The sequence below is a fragment of the Martelella endophytica genome (genome assembly GCF_000960975.1).
Taxonomy (GTDB): domain Bacteria; phylum Pseudomonadota; class Alphaproteobacteria; order Rhizobiales; family Rhizobiaceae; genus Martelella; species Martelella endophytica.
Window position 1 is genome coordinate 2,666,681 of record NZ_CP010803.1, and the last position, 16,862, is coordinate 2,683,542.

The following is a 16,862-nucleotide window of genomic DNA, read 5'->3' on the forward strand; positions in this document are numbered from 1 at the left end:
GACGCGCCGCCGGTTCAGACTTCCTCGGTGACGACATCGAACTGCCGGAGAATGGCCGGGCCGAAGGCCGTCGACATCGCCACATCGGTTGCATCGCGGCCTCTCGCCATCAGGATGCGGCCGATGCGTGGGCTGTTGTGCCGCGCATCGACCGTGTACCAGCGACCGCCGAGATAGACTTCCATCCAGGCGCTGAAATCCATCGGGTTCGGGTCCATCGGTACGCCGATATCGCCGAGATAGCCTGTGCAATAACGCGCCGGGATATTGAGGCACCGGCAGAGCGTGATGGCGAGATGGGCATAGTCGCGACAAACCCCGACGCCATCTGTGAAGCCGCCAAAGGCAGTCCTGAACGGGTCGGCCTTCATATAATCGAATGCGATCCGCTGATGGGTGAAATCCAGGATCGCCTGCACGCGCGGCCAGCCAAGCGGCGTATTGGCAAAGTAGCTCCAGGCAAAATCGGCAAGACGGTCGGTGTCGCAGTAGCGGCTGCCGAGCAGATAGACCAGCACGTCATCCGGCAGATCGTTGATCTGGTGCTGAATGGCGCCATGGGGAACAGGATCGGGTAGGCCGTCGTCATGGATCTCAAACGCGGTGGAAATCGTGGTCCTGCCCGGGGGCGCGACGATGCGGTTGCAGGCATTGCCGAAAACGTCGGGATAGGCCGATACGTCGATCGGACGATCGAAGGACAGGACCTGCGCCGTCAGGAGATCCGCCCAGCGGGACGGGAAGACGTTGAGGGTCAGCAGCATCGGCGTCGGATGTTCACAGTCATAGCCGATATGGAAGCCAGCGCGTATCTTCATGTCTTACCTGTCCCTTGCTTTGATTGATTGATCGATCACGTCTCCAGAGGTAACGCGGCATAACGCCGTTCCGTCCGTCGAACGGCAGAATAAATCGGCCTTACTCCGCAATGTCCTCGTCGGAACGTTGGCGCGTCGGCTCTGCAAGCCGCCACGGTGGCGTGGTCAGATTGCCGCGCTTATGTCGTCCGGCTGCGTCGTGACGTTAACCTGCACTTCCATGCCGTCGAAATCGAGCGCCCCGCCATCATAGCAGCCTGACAGGGGAACCGCCTGGCTCGGGTCCCGGGCGATGCCGACGCGAATGAGATCGCGATTGCCGACAATGCCGTTGGTCGGATCGAACTCCACCCATCCTGCACCCGGCAGATAGACCTGGCACCAGGCATGCGTCGAGCCGCCGCCCAGCGTCACGGACCCATCGCGGTCCGGCACATAGATATAGCCGGTAACAAAGCCGGCCGCGAGCCCGAGCGAGCGGGCCGCCTCCATCATCAAAAGCGCGAAGTCGCGGCAGGTGCCGCTGCGAAGCAGGAGCGTTTCGCAGGGCGTCTGGGTGCCGTACTGGCTGCGCCGGACATAGCTGAAACTTTCCCTGATCCCGTTGCACAGCGTCATCAGCACATGGCCGGTGCGCGCCGTATTGCCATAGGGCACGAAGCGTTTCGCCCACCGGCCGACTTCATCGCCGGGATCGGGGTAGTGCCGCGCAATGGTCTTCTCGAGATCGATTGCTTCTTCCGGATCATAGGAAAACGGGAAGCCGGATGCTCTCTGGTCCATCTCCAGATCGAGCGGGATGTGCGCCGTATGATCAACCTCGATCGTGGTTTCAAACCGCAGTTCCGGGGCGGTTACATCGACATCGACAAGCGCGATGCAGTTGCCGAAGACATCGTGAATCCAGCGAATGCGTGCCTCTCGCGGAAAAACCTTCAGCGCGCAATTCAGAAGCGTCTGGTCGAAGCTGTCACGGGGGCGGAACATCAGCCGGTGGCGCCCGAAACCGACCGGTCGCCGATAACGATAGACGGTGAGATGGCGCACCGAAAAGATCGTCATTCAACACCTGCACAGTCACGCGGACAGTGCCGGGATAGCCCCTTGAGATCGAATGCTTCCATCACTTTTCGCTGCGCACTAGCGGATAATCCGGCGCGTCGTACAGCATACGGATCTGTCTGTCGTCGTAGCGGTTTTCATCAATCTCCAGCACCGATCCCCGAAGCTTGCAGCCTTCTCTCTCTTCCACGGCAAAACGCACCGCGTCAGCGGCAGTATCAAACCGTTTGTAGCGAGGGCCGCGGCTTCCCTTGGCCTTGCGACCGGGATAGAGGGCTGCTTCGACCTGATAGTCGAATTCGTTCATCTGTTCATTCCTGTTGGAGAAAAGCCTTATGGCAAGCCGCGAGACAAGTTTTCGTCTCATACCGCTTCTTTTACACCTTACACGACAAATCCCACCTGCGTAAGCTATCGGCTCGATGCCTGGCGCAGTTAGCCAGAGGAAACCGAAGGCATCATGGAATTTCGCAAGACTGACATGCCTCAACGCCTTTGACCTCTGGACGGCAGTTGGGGTGCCTGTCGATGGGCATTCTGAAATGCCAATCATGCATTTCACATTGAATGTCGGAAATCCATCTGTAGGACGTATCCGTTGGCAATATCGAAGGGCAATCTTTGGACGGGTGAATAACATCCAGGTCGACACGCTCCCCACTCAGTCAGTTGGTTGTCCAAATCGGGCCCGGGCGAGATGCCGGCTTCGTCCTCTGTTCGATTTCGCTGGATGCATTCATTAGCCCGGCGTTCCAAGGGGCGCAGACCCGGCAAACTATTGCTATCCAGAGCGCGCACATGCTGTTGTTCGGCGGCTCACAAAGGTGGTGACCATGACCCCGAATACCGATAGCAACGCCAAATCCCCGATGCCGACATACATCCGGCGCTTGCCTCCGCCCTCGCGGCGAAAGGCTACAGCGCGCTGACGCCGGTCCAAATGGCGATGACGAATGAAGATCACGTTGACGCCGATCTGCTGGTGCGGCGCGACGAACGCGAACACGCCATCATCAATACGCTGCTCGATTCCGACAGTTCAAGCGCCCTGGTGTTCTGCCACACACGCGAAGCCGTTCGCTATCTGACGGCGCGCCTTTCAAATCGCGGCTTCGCGGTGGTTTCGCTTTCGGGCGAGATGGCAAAGTCGGAGCGGTCGAATGCGCTGCAATCCATGCGCGACGGGCGCTCGCATGTCTGCGTGGCGACCGATGTGGCTGCGCGCGGCATCGACCTTCCGAACCTCGACCTCGTGATCCACGCCGACGTGCCGAGCAACCCGGAAACGCTGCTGCATCGCTCCGGCCGGACCGGTCGCGCCGGTCGAAAGGGCGTCTGCGTGCTCATCGTCCCGGAAAACAGGCGCGGTGCTGCCCAGCGCGTGCTTTCATTGGCGAAGTTGACGGCGCCCGTCCGTGCAGCACCCGGCATTGCCGACATCGAGGCGCGCTACCGCCGGCGGATCATCGATGCCGCCGTCTCTTCCGCGCCGCCCGACGGAGCGGAAGCGGAGATCATCGCCGAATTGCTGGAGCGTGCGGGGCCCGAGCGCATCGCAGAGCGGCGTTCCTCCGCCTGCAACGGGCTGCTCACCCCGTTCCCGAGGAACTGTGGCCGCTTCCCGCCGAAACGCTCAAGGCGAAGACTTCCGCTCGCGCCCGCCGGTCTGAAGACAAACACATGTCAGCACGCGAGCCGCGCAACACGGACTTGCAGGATGGCGTATGGTTCACCATCTCGCTCGGGCGCAAACAGCGTGCCGACCCGAAATTCCTGCTGCCCATGATCTGCAATGCCGGCGGTGTGACCAAACGCGATGTCGGCAGGATCAAGATCGATGACACCGAAACCCGTTTCGAAATTTCCGCCGACAAGGCTGCCGATTACTCGGAACTGATCAGGCAGCCCGGCAGCCTCGAGAAAGGCATCAGGATCGCGCCGGCCGGCAAGATGCCCGAAAAGCCGAGACAAGCGAAACCGAAGTTCAAGCAGGACGGCAAGCCGGCCCGCAAACACCAGCCTCCGTCGGCCGACCGCGGCAAAGCGGCGAAACACAAGGCCCGCAAACCGAAGCGCCACGCCTGATCGGCGCCTTCTGCCGTGCGCCGCCTTAATGACTGCTTTCGGGAACCACGCGCGCCCCAAGCCAACGTCCAAAATGGCGACGCATAGTCGCTGACGGCCCAGAACAGACGTCCGTACCAGGCGCTGCGGATGACCGGCCGCCGCTCTAAACTGCCCTTTCCCTCGATGTTTCCAGCCCGCGTTTCTGACGTTCTATGAACGCAAGAGACTTGCGGTTTCCGTCTGCAGGAATTCCACGAAAGCCCGTACGCGCGCGGGAATGAAATGCGCAGAGGGATAGACCGCGTGGACTTCCAGTGGAGCATATTCATAGTCAGGGAGAACACGTTGCAAGCGCCCATCTTCCAACTCCCTGCTGATCAATGGCATTTGCGCCGCGCCTAAACCAAGCCCCGCCACCAGCGCCCTCGTCAGCACGTAGGCATTATTGGCTTTAAAGACGGTTCTTACAGGGCATTCCTCAGGGCCAGCCGGGCCGATCAAGGGCATGCGTCTCCGTTAGGGGAAGCGTTGAAGCGCACTTGAACATGCTGTTTCAGATCCACGATGCTCTCCGGCATCCCATTTGCCGCCAGATAAGCGGGAGAGGCCACCAGAATTCGACGCACCTCACCCAGGCGCCGCGCGACAAGAGTCGAAGAAGGCAAGGTCCCGAGGCGGATCGCGATATCGACGGCTTCAGCGGTGAGGTCTGCAATACGGTCGTCCAGCACCAGGTCCAGTTCCAGATCCGGGTGGAGCTGGTGAAACCTGACCGCAGCATTCGCGATATGGCTCTGCCCCAGCCCGATGGGCGCATGCACCCGGAGCGGCCCCCTGAATGCAGCCTTGCCATCGGACGCCACCTCGGTCGCTTCATGAACCGCATCCAGGATGCCTAGGGATCGTCTGCGAAACTCCTCTCCGGCATCGGTCAGTGTCAATCGCCGGGTCGTTCGCTGGATCAGTCGGGTGCTGAGATGCCGCTCCAGCGCTGCAATCTGCTGGCTGACCGCCGACTGGGACAGGCCCAGGTCCCGTCCCGCAGCCGTAAGGCTGCCGGTATTCGAGACGCGAAGGAAGATCGTCATTGCGCGCAGCATGTCCATCGAAATTCATTCGCTCAGATAATGGATCTTAGAAGATTTGGCCAACTTCTCGCATCATGACTTATGTGTGAAACCTTGTCCATCGCAATGCAAAATGGAGAAGAACAATGGGAACCGCACCAAGAGTGGCGCTTGTGGTCGGGGCAAACGGCGTGATCGGCGGCAACCTGATCGACTATCTGTCGACGCTGGATGACTGGCAGATCATCGGGCTGTCTCGTCGCGGCGGACAGTCCACCGAACGCATCCGCTACATCAGCGTCGATCTGTTGGATGCACAGGACACCAGCGCAAAGCTCTCGGGGCTCACCGAGGTCACGCATATCTTCTACGCAGCCTATCAGGATCGCCCGAGTTGGGCTGAACTGGTGCCCCCCAACCTCGCCATGCTGAGCAATGTGGTCGACGCAATCGAGCCGGTGGCACCGCGGCTGGAGCATGTCAGCCTGATGCAGGGATACAAGGTCTACGGGGCGCATCTCGGCCCGTTCAAGACACCGGCACGAGAGGACGACCCCGACCATATGCCGCCGGAGTTTAACATCGACCAGCAGGCCTTTCTCCAGCGTCGTCAGGCCGGCAATGACTGGTCATGGTCGGCACTGCGTCCCTCGGTCGTGATCGGCTTCGGCCTGGGAAATCCAATGAACCTCGCCATCGCAATCGCTGTCTACGCCTCGATGTCCAAGGAACTCGGGCTGCCCTTGCGGTTTCCGGGTAAGCCGGGTGCCTATGACAGCCTGCTGGAGATGACGGATGCCGCGCTCCTGGCCCATGCGACAGTCTGGGCCGCGACCACACCAGCCTGTGCCAACCAGGCGTTCAACATCACAAACGGCGACATGTTTCGCTGGTCCGAGATGTGGCCAAAAATCGCAAGATACTTCGACCTGGAGGTTGCGCCGCCTCTGCCCATGTCCCTGTCCACGATCATGGCAGACAAGGGTCCGCTCTGGGAGAACCTGGTATCCCGTTATGACTTGGCTGTTTCCTCCTACGAGCAGGTCTCTTCATGGGAGTTTGCAGATGGGGTGTTCGGCTGGAACTACGACTTCTTTTCTGACGGCTCGAAAGCAAGACGCTACGGCTTCCACGAATTCGTCTACACTGAAGCGATGTTTCTTTCGGTCTTCGACACGCTTCGAACGCGCGGGATAATACCGACCGCAAGTTAGCGATTACAGCGATCTGGCTGGGCAAACACGATCAAGGAGGGGCTGGATGGTATGCGGTCAGAAAACCAATATGGGGCCAAGGCACCACGCGGATAGGGAGGGGACTGTCCTCGGGGCATGCCTACTCCCTGCGCTTAGCTGCCGTTTATTTCGACTGCCGCGAAGAAACGCTCCCCGCCCTTTTTTAGACGTTCGCACGTTGCGCAACGAATGGCAGCTTTCAGGATAAGGTCGAGAGAGATCTAGTGGCCGAAATGGGGCGCAAAGCGGACAGCGTGCTCCGCTGAGAGGCGGAGCATGTCTCATCAACATGATCTGCTTTCTCCTGACTCGTGCTCACGGCAATACCTGCAGGACGTCCATCAACCTTTTACTCATCAACCTTTTACTATTGTATTTTTGCCGACAACCCTTGCGCCACGTGTGTCGAAATCCGATCTTGGATTTCTCTGATCGGATTATCGTCACGTGCGACATAGCGTCCGGTAACAGCAATTGTTTTGTGCCCAAGTAGATCGCGGATCTGAAAAGCATTCGCTCCGCTTGAGCCCGCCATGGTTCCGACCATGTGTCGGAGGTCGTGTATTCTCAGATCTTCAAGGCCTGCTCTCTTCCGCAACTTGCGCCAGGCGCGTTCGGCATTGGATTTATCAAAAGGTGTTGTGCCCGACCCGGAGGTGAAGACAAACTCGCTGCCCGGAACCCTTTCCATGGAGGCTAAAAGATCAAGGGCGATTGTCGAGGTGACATGAGATCGTGCGCCTGCCTTAGCGTCTTTCAGATTGAGAACGCCGCGTTCGAAGTCGATTTCGGCCCAAGTCAACGAGAGCAGTTCTGAAAGGCGGCAGCCGGTAAGCGCGAGCAGGCGAAAGAAGTTGATCAAACCGGCCGAGACCGAGCCGTCTAGTTCGGCCGCACGAAACACCACCCCAATCTTTTCTAAGTCGGCATCGGGGATAGGTCGGTTGCGGATGTTTTCCTTGTAGCGTTGCAACTTGTTGACTGGGTTCGTGCCATCGTTTCGATATCCCCAGACCTCCGCAAGGTTGAAAGCTTTTGATATCACGGAAAGGACAAAGTTGGCCTGCCGGGGTGTTTCCCGCATGTTCCTGTGCAATTTGGCGATGTCCTGCCGCGTGACCTCTTTGACCTTAAGTTTGCCAAGGGCTGGACGGATGCGACGATCTACCAGGCGTTTTACCTCTGCCTGGGTCGTAGGCTTGTTATGAACCTCGACGTGGCTCGTAACGTATTCAGTCATGAGGTCGTCGACGGTCGGCTCGGCTTTCCATGCAGCGCGAGCCGCTACCGGGTCGCCTCCTTTCGATACCTCGTGGCGGACTTCGGCCGCGAGCTTCCGCGCTTGATCAGGGGTGATTTCACCATGTCGTCCAAGTGTCTTGCGTTTTGATCGACCGCCCGCATTGCGGTATTGTACAATGTAGCTCTTAACACCTGTTGGCTTGATGCGGATGCCGAAGCCCCGCAGCTCGTCATCCCACACGACCTGTTCTTTATCGGTTGCTTTCAGTGTGTCGACGACACGCTTCGTCAGTTTGACCATTGTGGTTCCTGTCGAGGGCTGCGACGGCATGACGGCCTCTGACACCGACTGCATTCTCTCTAGCTATTTGAATTCAAAGTCTAATGACGGCGATGACAGCCGTGACAGCGACTGTCTTTCATTTCTGCGAGGTGGCTGCATTAACTTGTCTGAAACAGGCGTGGCGCAAAATCTGTTTCTTATTCGGGTAAGCGCCAGGTAAGCATGAGGTAAGCAGAGTGGGTAGAACTGTAGCGCGTTTCATCGTATTCAATGTTAAAATTAATGGCGTTAAATCAATGATATAACGTACTCAATCGTAGATCAAGGTATTAGTGAGTATGCGGATATAACAGATTCCTAATCTGAGGGTCACGCGTTCGAATCGCGTCGGGATCACCAAAGATTTCAATCAGATAGTCTATCATGCGTTCCTACACGTTCCCGACGGCGTTCCTACACGTCTGTTTTCTGTGTGTTCATGGCCTTTCTGCGGGCGATTCGAAGCTCGGCGACATGGCGTGTTTTCTCCAGTGTCGTGCGATTGTAGCGCGTCGTCGTTTGGATGTTTTTATGGTTTGCGTGGTGGCGCAGATGTTCGATATCGGCACCTGCATCCGAGCCTTCCGTCACGCCACCGGCTCGACTATCCCTGTTCCAGACATCTTTCGGAACGCCTGCTTCAGTCGCGACCTCACGCCAGATTTTGTAGAAATAACGATAGCGATACGGAAGGCCGGTCGTTTCGGATTTTACCACCGGCCCGACTCTCTGGTCCTGGGGCACCATATCCAGTAGCTTTTGGAGCATTGGGTATGCGTGTGTGTCATGCTCTGCCGTCTGCCCAGTTTTGCTCGTTGGCTTTGATAACACGCCATCTGCGCCAATATGCGACCACAATAGCCCGTCGACCCAACGCTGGCCACGATCAACAATACCGCCGGTCTCTGGATCTTTGGTTCTCTCCCAACGACCAATGACATCTATCTGTCTCAAAGTCAGGTCGAACTGGAGTGCCTGGGCGATGGCGATCGACAATAGCCCTTTTTCGATGGCTCTTTCGCAAATTGTCTGGGCTTGGTCGTAGGTAACTGACTTGGTGCGTGCCGCTGGCGCGGTAAATTCCATGCCGGAAAGGATCGTTGCGAGACGAAAGCATTCAGCGATATTCATAACCACGCCGAACTTGATTACTATCCGGAGCAGTTGCATAGCCTTATAGGCGCGCCGTTGACGTTCTGGTTTGCCCCCGCTCGCAGGCAGTTTAAAATTGTTGTACCACCGGACGAAGTCGAGCCCAGTCAGCTTTCCCAGACGGCGAGCTCCGACCGATTTTTCCAATAGCCCGAGGCTCTCGTCATACATTGCGCGCGTATTCGCTTTAACATGATTGTAAGGGCTCTCTGGTGTTGTCTGATAAAGGCGGATCAACGATCTCAAAGTACCGTCGTATCGTTTGTTCTGCCCTCTGTCTTGTTGCGACAGCCACTCTTTCAATTCTGCAGTGAGGACACGGCAACGATGCCTGATTTCATTGTCATCGCCGTGCACGCGAACGGTTTTGATCGGATAACCTGCAGTGTCGCGGGAAACCGCTGACGCAACCCAATAATACGCGACCGTGCCATTTGTCCTGCGCCTTGCTTTCAGGCCGGGTGCTTTCAATTCCATGTTTCTTCTCCATCTAGGCCGGGATTGGCCTGCACTGCAGATTCGACCAATCCATAGCGACGATCAAGAAATGCTTCGCATGCCGGCCAGTAGCGGCGGTTAAAGAAGAGCGGATCTGGTGTTGGAAAACCTGACTTTGTGAGCGCGGGAAGTGCGGACTTCAGCTGATTGTCAATCAGCGTTGTAATGGGACCCCATTTAGGCGTCCAAAAGGAACCCCTCCCTTGGGTTGCACTCGGCGATCAGCGCGCGCAGGCCCGGAGCCATCAATTTAGCGTAGAGGCTTGCGGGCGCGGGTTGTTTGGCTTCTTCGGCTTTAGCTTTGAGAACGGTTTCTGAAGCGCCAGGATTCGTTTCCGGTTTCGATGATCTCGCAGTGGTGCGTGAGCCGGTCGAGGAGCGCAGCGGTCATCTTTGCGTCGCCAAACACGGCCGAAGCAGCGCTCATGCTGACCGATCTCGACGCCATCCTGGCGAATGACGATGTGCTCAGCGTATGCGTGGATCTCGGCCGGACGGCCCACAGCGGTCGACAGTACGGAATACTTGTTGTTGTCGAAGCGGACGAGGCAAGTCTTGCCGATCGCGGCCTGAACAGCATGGAAGCCATCGAACTTGCCCGGGTATCCGATCAGATTGGATCGCTCTTCCTCGAAGACGTCCCAGACCGTGCGCTGTGGCTGATCGACATGTTTGTGGGCACGGGCGTAATTGATGCATTTGTCCAGCAGCCACCCGTTCAGCTCCCCATAGGACTTGAAGCGTAGTCTTGGTGTGAAGAAGCGCTCCCTGACCAGGTTAACCTGGTTCTCGACCTGTCCCTTCTCCCAGCCGGACGCCGGCGTACAGGCCACTGGCTCGACAAGGAAATGACTGCACATCTGTGAGACAAACGGCGGTTGTATTGCCTTTCCTTGCCGACAAAGACCGTCTCCACCGCGGTCTTCATGTTGTCATAGATCCCGCGCGTACAAGCCCCGCCGAAGAAGGCGAATGCCCGGTCATGGGCGTCGAAGACCATCTCCTGTGTCTCTCGCGGATAGGCCCTTACATACATCATCCGGCTGTGGCAGAGCCGGACATGCGCCACCTTGATGGTTGTCGTCACGCCGTTCAGCACGACAATCTCGTGGCTCCAGTCGAACTGGTAGGCCTCACCGGGTGCGTAATAGAGCGGCACATAGGCTTCTGTCGAAACAGAACCGCGCTCCTTAGACCATTTGCGGGCATAACGCCGGACGGCATCGTAGCCGCCTTCGTAACCTTGATCGCGCAGATCTTCATATATCCGGATGAGCGTCAGCCGTTCGCGCGACGGCTTGGCATCATTGGCGAGCAGTATTCCATCGAGCTGGTCCTGCCACGGTCCAAGCTTCGGGCGAGGCTGCGTCGTGCGCTCATAGGAGAACGCTGTCTCACCACCGCGCAGAACCTTCCGTACCACTTTACGCGAAATGCCCAATTCCCGGCAGATCGCTTTGATCGGCATGCCTTGCGTCAGGGCAAGCCGGCGTATCTTCGCAATTGTTTCCACAACAAGCATCCAAATAAAAAGCCTCCGAGATAAACCGGAGGCTGTTGTAACCCCTGTGCCAGAAGGGGTCCCTTTTGGAAGCCGATCACCCCTCTAACGGGGTCCTTATTCCACGCCTAATCACACGCCAAATACGCATTGAGCAGCTACCTCCCAGCGATGGTTTCGCCGCGTGCCCGCGCCTCTACACTGCGTGTGCTGCCTATGGTCGACCTGACGGTTGCATCGCAGCAGCAGCTCTATCCGACCTTTGCGACGCTCGGGCGGTTGAGCCTGCTGGAATATGCTCCGCAGAAGCAGTCGGGGATCGCGCCAGCCTTTTCAATCTGACGGTATACTGAAATAGCTTTCCGGTTCAGGCCAGGAAGAGCGTTCGGTCGCGCATCAATGAAATCCATCCATGGGCGAGATTAACTGACCCACGGTTATCACGCTGTCGACTCTGCCTTACGTGAAATGCAGCCAGGACCGCAGGCAAAGCACTCGCTTCTCCCCGCTCCGGTTCTGATATGTAACAGACACGCTCCGTCCAGTTCGATTTTGAAGATGAAGAAGCCTGAAACGGAGGCGAATAAAATGATCCAGGAAGAAACCTACACCCTTCCGAATGGCGTGAAGCTTCCGAAGCTCGCGCTCAGCACCTGGATGATTGATGATGGGGCTGTCGGTGCGGCGATAAAGGCTGCCGTCGAGATTGGCTATTGCCATATCGACACGGCGCAGGCCTATGCCAACGAACGCGGCGTCGGCTAGGCCGTCCGCAATTCCGGCGTTGCACGCGACGATCTGTTCGTGACGTCCAAGCTTGATGCGTCCCACAAGAACTACGCCGATGCGAAAGCAGCCATCGATACCTCGCTGAAAACACTCGGCCTTGATCAAATCGACCTGATGCTAATTCACAGCCCGCAGCCCTGGGAAGACTTCGCCGGTGAAACCCGGTTCTTTGAAGGGAACCTTGAGGCCTGGCGCGCGCTGGGAGAAGCCTATAATGCCGGAAAGCTCCGCGCGATCGGCATTTCCAACTTCGAGAAGCAGGACCTCGACAACCTGCTCGACAATGTTTCGGTCAAGCCGATGATCCACCAGCTACTTGCTCACATCAGCAACACGCCCTTCGATCTGATCGTTTATACCAAAAGCAAGGGTCTGCTGGCGGAAGCCCATTCGCCTGTCGCCCATGGCAAGATTCTCGACAACAAGAAGATCGTCGAGATGGCCGTCAGGTATGATGTCAGCGTGCCGCAGCTTTGCATCCGCTATTGCCTCGAGCTTGACCTTCGGCCGCTGCCGAAGACGGCGAATCCGGAGCACATGCGCACCAATGCGGCAGACGATTTCGAGATTTCTGCCGCCGACATGGAAACGCTGAAGAACATCGAGCGCATCAAGGATTATGGAGATCCGAGCATGTTCCCCGTTTACGGCGGCAAGATGTAGTCTTCGACACGAGATCAGGTGCGCCAGCTGCGGATCGTGCGGGCACGGTCCGCAGTCGTGTTCTAGACGACCCTGCGGAAGGGCGTCGGATATCTGCCAAACGCTCGGAACGAAACAGAAAGGATAGCTTCAGTGCCACATATCACTGTCAAGATCTGGCCCGGGAAGGCTGAAAAGGAAAAGCAAGCCCTGGCTGAGGCCGTTACCCAGGATGTCATGAAGCACCTGGGTGCCAGCGCGGATTCGATCTCCGTTGCCATAGAGGAAATCGAATCCAGCAAGTGGGAAGACACCGTCTATGTGCCCGAGATCGCGCCTGCCATGGACAAGCTCTATAAGAAGCCCGGCTACAAGATGTAGCAAAGCAAAGCCGGGGGATGAGGTCCATCTCCCGGCCTTTTCATGCACGGCTGAGAAAGGCGTTTAGCGCTTTCTTTCAAGTCGTCTCTTACTTCGGAAAATCCGCGCTGAGCGTGACGTCTTTCCACTGCTCGAAATTCTGCCGTAGTTCGTCCAGTCGCTCCATCGCCCGATTATACGCCTGGGCGCTCAAAAGCAGGCGCAGCGGCGGGTTTTCGGTCTCATAGGCTTTGATAACGGCCGCGGCCGCGCGAACGGGGTCACCATCCTGTTGTCCAGATCCTGCCTTGAGCCCCTTGCGGTAAGCGCCTGCGGTTTCGGCATAGTCTTCGATCTCGATGGATGACTCGATAACAGATCGACCGGCCCAGTCGGTCCTGAAGCCGCCCGGCTCCACAATGGTAACATTGATGCCAAGCGGACGTGCTTCCTTGGCGAGTGCTTCGGAAAGCGCCTCAACGGCAAACTTCGAGGCGTTGTAATAGCCAAGCGCCGGATAGGCGATCAGACCGCCGATCGACGAGAAATTGAAGATATGGCCCTTTCGACAGGCCCGCATTCCGGGCAGAACCTTAAGTGTCACCGTGTTCAGGCCAAAGACATTGGTCTCGAACTGACGGCGAATCTCGGCATCTTCGCCTTCCTCGATACCGGAGAAATAGCCATAGCCGGCATTGTTGACGAGAACGTCGACTCGGCTAAAACGCGCCTCGGCTTCTGCGACCGCTTTTTCGATCTCGGAAGGAACTGTGACGTCGAGCTTCAGCGGCAAGGCGCGGTCTTCGTTTCCAGTAACCAGATCTTCAAGACTTGCGACATTGCGGGCGGTCATTGCGATGCGCCAGCCCTTGCAAAGAACCTGTTTGGCAATTTCTCGACCGAAACCGGTGGAACATCCCGTTACGAACCATACTGGTGTGTCCTCGGCCATACTAATACCTTTCACATGATGTTGTTTTCAGCAACGCTGGCCACCACTCACCCCAAAGAGGCAAGGCCACGGGCTGCTCGTCGCGTCAGCGATCTATCCTGAAATGGATATTCGGCGGGGCATCTTCATGACCGTGTAGCGACAGACACTTATGTACTGTTGTCGTAAATCTTATGGACGTCTGACCTTGCAGACCTCCAAGCCGTTCGCCGCTATTGTTTATGAAAAAGTCAGCCGAGAGGTTTGGTTTGCAGCCATTCGAGTGTTTCCCGCAGCGTGGTCGGGATGTCCCGCATGGTCACACCAAGGCTATCGCGACGCGTGAAATCAAAACCGTTCGGGGTCTCCGGTTCGCCCTCCAGTGGTGCCGGCAAGGCGGAGGTTGGCACATGCCTGGCGATCCCGGCGTAAATGTCGCGCCAGGGCCATAGACGGCGAAATAGCGCCCTGATGCGCTGCTGTTTTCGTGCCGGCTAGAAACAGCGCGCCGACAGGTCGGCCTGCTTCAGGGCATAGAGCGGGCGCTCGCCTTCATAAAGGCGGTTGGCAATCACGGACCGTTTGTGCCCGGTATCAGCGATGTGCGGAAGCATCGTCTTCTTCTTGTTGTTTTGTTGGGCAGATAGCCCCGGCACGGCATGCGCCGGGGCGGGTTCATCTGAATCAGCCAAAGGCCTTGGCGAAAAAATCATTCAGCTTGGCGAAGGGAACCTTGTCGGTCTTGTCGTAAAGATCGACATGGTTGGCGCCCGGAACGACATAGGCTTCCTTCGGCTCGGAAGCGGCCTTGAAGACGTCTTCACTGAAATAGCGCGAATGAGCGTCATCGCCGAAAACCAGAAGGATCGGCCGGCCATCGAGCCACGAAAGATTGTCGAGCAGGGCAAAATTCATCCAGGTCGGCGCGCTGGTGATGGTGAACTGCGTGATCGAGTTCGGATGATAGCCGCGCGGCGTGGAATAGAATTCGCCGAATTCGATCCCGATAGGGTTGGTGTTTTCATCAAAGCCGATCGGTGCGCCACGATCCGTCAGGCCGGGACGACCGGTTTCAAAGTCGGCATAGCGCTGCTCGGCAACGAAATCGAGGAAACCGGCGCGGTCGGCGTCGCTCATGCTGTCGCCGAAGCCCATCTTGTGCATGCGCGAGATGTCGTACATGGAAACGGTGGCAACGGCCTTGATGCGACGGTCGATCTGCGCCGCAGACAGCGCGAAGCTGCCCGAGCCGCAAATGCCGATCGCACCGATCTTGGCGCGCTCGACGTAAGGCCGGGTCCCGATGAAGTCAACGGCGGCCATGAAATCTTCAACGAAGACATCCGGCGAAGACAGATGACGCGGCGAACCTTCCGAATAGCCATTATAGGCCGGATCGAAGGTCAGCACGACATAGCCATGCTGTGCCAGTTCGTTGGCGTAAATTCCGGGACCCTGTTCCTTGACACCGCCGTAGGGCGCACCGACGACGAGCGCGGGATAAGAGCCGTTTTCATTGAAATCGGCTGGCCGATAGAGGTCGGCCGAGACCTCGATACCATATCGGGTCTTGTAGGATACAGGCGTACGGGTGACCTTTTCGGATAGGTCGAAAATGTAGTTGTCCTTGGCAGTCATGGTATTTCCCTGGCAAAAATCGTTTTAGCACCTGCCCGGGTTAACGGGCAGGTGGTGGAAGGGTGGAGCACTTCGCGCTCCGCCGAAAATTGTTCTGAAGTAGGTTGCCTTATTCCGGCTGAACGGTCGGGCGGAAGAGAATCTCGCTCACGTCGACATTGGCCGGCTGCGAAATGGCGAAGGCAACCATATCGGCCATGGTGCTGGCCGGAACGCCGATCTTCGATACGACATCGCGGACAGCGTCACCGAGGCCTTCTTCGGAGATATGGCTGGTCAGTTCGGTGTTGACAGCGCCGGGCGAGATGATGGTGACGCGAACATTGTAGTCCTTCACTTCCTGGCGCAGTCCTTCCGAGAGTGAGCGCACCGCATGCTTTGTCGCGCAGTAGACCGCACCGGTGGCGACGGTCTTATGACCGTAAACCGAAGAGACGTTGATCACGTGGCCAGATTTCTGCGCCTTGAAGATCGGCAGCACGGCGGCGATCCCGTAAAGCGTGCCCTTCATGTTCACGTCGATCATCTGGTTCCACTCGTCGATCTTGAGGCTGTCAAGCGGCGACAGGGGCATCAGTCCAGCATTGTTGAAGACCACATCGACACCGCCGAAGGCGTCCTGTGCGGCTTTGACCAGCGCCTGAACGTCTTCCAGTTTGGTGACGTCGGTCGCAACAGCGATGGCTTCGCCACCAGCGGCCTTGATATCGTTGACGAGCGCCTCCAGCCGGTCGGCCCGGCGCGCTCCAAGCGCCACCTTGGCGCCCTTTGCAGCCAGATCGCGTGCGGTGGCTTCACCCATGCCGCTGGATGCGCCTGTAATGATGACAATTTTGCCTTTGATGTTATCGGTCATGTCTTTCTCCTTGGGGTTCAGGCAAGTACGAATGCTCGCCAATGCTTTCAGCAATGGCGCATATGCTTTGCCGCTTCCTGTTCGTATCAGTCTGCACGCTCGAGACGTGCCGTGACATTGCCGCCAACGGTTAACGCATCGATCGGACCATCAAATTCGCCAAGCCGGATCAGGCCGCGCGATGCGGAAAACGGCTTGGTAAAAATCGCCAGATTTGACCACGGCGAATATTGGGTTATGTCGCCGGTCTTCGGCTTGTAGCTCGCCGGAGCGCCGGTGGTATCAAGCTTGCGGCCGAGGTCAGCCACCATTTCATTGCCGGCATATTCCGACAGTGTCAGTTCCAGTGGCAGCATCGAAGCGAAATCGCGCGCGGCAGGCGAATTGTCCAGGCTTGCTGACAGCGTGGTATCGCCGACGATGACGTTTATCCTGATCATGGTGTTGCCTTCCCCGGTCTTGCGCGAAACGCTCGTTTCATCAGCAGCCAATGGAGAATGCACGAGCACCGCCCATATCGCGGCAGCGGTCAAAACGCCTTTTATGCCCAACATTTCCGCCTCCTGATGATGTGCGAAATTTAAGGCTCGCACGGTTCAACAACAATAGCGCCTGATTTACTGCCACTCATGAATGAAAATCATCAATTCTGCGCGACTGGTTCATAAGGCATCACGCGCTT

At 57.5% G+C, this 16,862-nt stretch carries 17 protein-coding genes, 1 tRNA gene and 3 pseudogenes; 8 read left to right on the forward strand and 13 right to left on the reverse strand.

What is annotated here, in order from left to right; translation table 11 throughout:
• Positions 1 to 14 precede the first annotated feature (14 nt).
• The 3 genes from TM49_RS12115 to TM49_RS12125 form a co-directional block, all read right to left on the reverse strand.
• Positions 15 to 818, reverse strand: a complete 804-nt coding sequence (locus TM49_RS12115; protein WP_045681565.1) for a transglutaminase-like domain-containing protein — start codon at positions 816 to 818, stop codon at positions 15 to 17.
• Positions 819 to 983: 165 nt separating this feature from the next.
• A complete protein-coding gene (locus TM49_RS12120) occupies positions 984 to 1,880 on the reverse strand; it encodes a transglutaminase family protein (RefSeq protein WP_045681567.1) in 897 nt (298 codons plus the stop codon).
• A 61-nt stretch (positions 1,881 to 1,941) separates the two neighbouring features.
• Positions 1,942 to 2,187 (reverse strand): hypothetical protein, encoded by a 246-nt coding sequence (locus tag TM49_RS12125; RefSeq protein WP_045685179.1) that lies wholly within the window; start codon positions 2,185 to 2,187, stop codon positions 1,942 to 1,944.
• Between the two features lie 633 nt (positions 2,188 to 2,820).
• Between TM49_RS12125 and TM49_RS12130 the strand changes: the two genes are divergently transcribed.
• A complete protein-coding gene (locus TM49_RS12130; protein WP_244464714.1) occupies positions 2,821 to 3,666 on the forward strand; it encodes a helicase-related protein in 846 nt (281 codons plus the stop codon).
• Complete coding sequence (locus TM49_RS23905) at positions 3,663 to 3,965, forward strand: DbpA RNA binding domain-containing protein (protein ID WP_244464715.1); 303 nt, start codon at positions 3,663 to 3,665, stop codon at positions 3,963 to 3,965. Before TM49_RS12130 ends, TM49_RS23905 begins: the two co-directional genes overlap by 4 nt.
• A 192-nt stretch (positions 3,966 to 4,157) precedes the next feature.
• On the opposite strand, the gene TM49_RS23980 is transcribed toward TM49_RS23905, so the two are convergent.
• Together TM49_RS23980 and TM49_RS23985 are read right to left on the reverse strand one after the other, a co-directional pair.
• The gene (locus tag TM49_RS23980; protein ID WP_082074720.1) at positions 4,158 to 4,454 is read right to left on the reverse strand and encodes a LysR substrate-binding domain-containing protein; all 297 of its coding nucleotides are present in this window, start codon (positions 4,452 to 4,454) and stop codon (positions 4,158 to 4,160) included.
• The gene (locus TM49_RS23985) at positions 4,445 to 5,053 is read right to left on the reverse strand and encodes a LysR family transcriptional regulator (protein WP_052699826.1); all 609 of its coding nucleotides are present in this window, start codon (positions 5,051 to 5,053) and stop codon (positions 4,445 to 4,447) included. Before TM49_RS23985 ends, TM49_RS23980 begins: the two co-directional genes overlap by 10 nt.
• A 107-nt stretch (positions 5,054 to 5,160) precedes the next feature.
• On the opposite strand from TM49_RS23985, the gene TM49_RS12140 reads away from it, so the two are divergent.
• Positions 5,161 to 6,228 carry an SDR family oxidoreductase gene (locus TM49_RS12140; protein ID WP_045681568.1) on the forward strand — a complete coding sequence of 356 codons (1,068 nt, stop codon included), beginning with the start codon at positions 5,161 to 5,163 and terminating at the stop codon, positions 6,226 to 6,228.
• Positions 6,229 to 6,616: 388 nt separating this feature from the next.
• On the opposite strand, the gene TM49_RS12145 is transcribed toward TM49_RS12140, so the two are convergent.
• Positions 6,617 to 7,792 carry a tyrosine-type recombinase/integrase gene (locus TM49_RS12145; protein ID WP_045685181.1) on the reverse strand — a complete coding sequence of 392 codons (1,176 nt, stop codon included), beginning with the start codon at positions 7,790 to 7,792 and terminating at the stop codon, positions 6,617 to 6,619.
• Between the two features lie 298 nt (positions 7,793 to 8,090).
• On the opposite strand from TM49_RS12145, the gene TM49_RS23565 reads away from it, so the two are divergent.
• Positions 8,091 to 8,173 (forward strand) — tRNA-Arg (locus TM49_RS23565).
• Positions 8,174 to 8,227: 54 nt separating this feature from the next.
• Here the strand turns inward: TM49_RS23565 and TM49_RS12150 are convergent.
• From TM49_RS12150 to istA, 3 genes and pseudogenes are all read right to left on the reverse strand, one after another.
• Complete coding sequence (locus tag TM49_RS12150) at positions 8,228 to 9,442, reverse strand: site-specific integrase (protein ID WP_045681569.1); 1,215 nt, start codon at positions 9,440 to 9,442, stop codon at positions 8,228 to 8,230.
• 316 nt (positions 9,443 to 9,758) lie between these two features.
• Positions 9,759 to 9,878: pseudogene (locus TM49_RS23050) on the reverse strand (ATP-binding protein); the annotation flags it as partial.
• Positions 9,871 to 10,985, reverse strand: a pseudogene (gene istA / locus TM49_RS12155) (IS21 family transposase); the annotation flags it as partial. The pseudogenes TM49_RS23050 and istA, both read right to left, overlap by 8 nt.
• A 129-nt stretch (positions 10,986 to 11,114) precedes the next feature.
• Here istA and TM49_RS23455 point away from each other — a divergent pair.
• The 4 genes and pseudogenes from TM49_RS23455 (at position 11,115) to pptA (ending at position 12,776) form a co-directional block, all read left to right on the forward strand.
• Positions 11,115 to 11,306 carry a hypothetical protein gene (locus TM49_RS23455; protein ID WP_144409550.1) on the forward strand — a complete coding sequence of 64 codons (192 nt, stop codon included), beginning with the start codon at positions 11,115 to 11,117 and terminating at the stop codon, positions 11,304 to 11,306.
• A 246-nt stretch (positions 11,307 to 11,552) separates the two neighbouring features.
• Positions 11,553 to 11,729, forward strand: a complete 177-nt coding sequence (locus TM49_RS23915; protein WP_244464716.1) for a hypothetical protein — start codon at positions 11,553 to 11,555, stop codon at positions 11,727 to 11,729.
• 24 nt (positions 11,730 to 11,753) lie between these two features.
• Positions 11,754 to 12,416, forward strand: a pseudogene (locus tag TM49_RS12160) (aldo/keto reductase); the annotation flags it as partial.
• Positions 12,417 to 12,548: 132 nt separating this feature from the next.
• The gene (gene pptA / locus TM49_RS12165; RefSeq protein WP_045681570.1) at positions 12,549 to 12,776 is read left to right on the forward strand and encodes a tautomerase PptA; all 228 of its coding nucleotides are present in this window, start codon (positions 12,549 to 12,551) and stop codon (positions 12,774 to 12,776) included.
• A gap of 88 nt (positions 12,777 to 12,864) precedes the next feature.
• Here pptA and TM49_RS12170 read toward each other — a convergent pair whose 3' ends face one another.
• From TM49_RS12170 to TM49_RS12190, 4 genes are all read right to left on the reverse strand, one after another.
• A complete protein-coding gene (locus TM49_RS12170; RefSeq protein ID WP_045681571.1) occupies positions 12,865 to 13,707 on the reverse strand; it encodes an oxidoreductase in 843 nt (280 codons plus the stop codon).
• Between the two features lie 663 nt (positions 13,708 to 14,370).
• On the reverse strand, positions 14,371 to 15,324 hold the full coding sequence (locus TM49_RS12180) for an alpha/beta hydrolase (RefSeq protein ID WP_045681575.1): 954 nt from the start codon (positions 15,322 to 15,324) through the stop codon (positions 14,371 to 14,373).
• A 109-nt stretch (positions 15,325 to 15,433) separates the two neighbouring features.
• Positions 15,434 to 16,180 (reverse strand): SDR family oxidoreductase, encoded by a 747-nt coding sequence (locus tag TM49_RS12185; RefSeq protein WP_045681577.1) that lies wholly within the window; start codon positions 16,178 to 16,180, stop codon positions 15,434 to 15,436.
• Between the two features lie 86 nt (positions 16,181 to 16,266).
• On the reverse strand, positions 16,267 to 16,620 hold the full coding sequence (locus TM49_RS12190; protein WP_052700031.1) for a cyclophilin-like fold protein: 354 nt from the start codon (positions 16,618 to 16,620) through the stop codon (positions 16,267 to 16,269).
• Between the last annotated feature and the right edge of the window lie 242 nt (positions 16,621 to 16,862).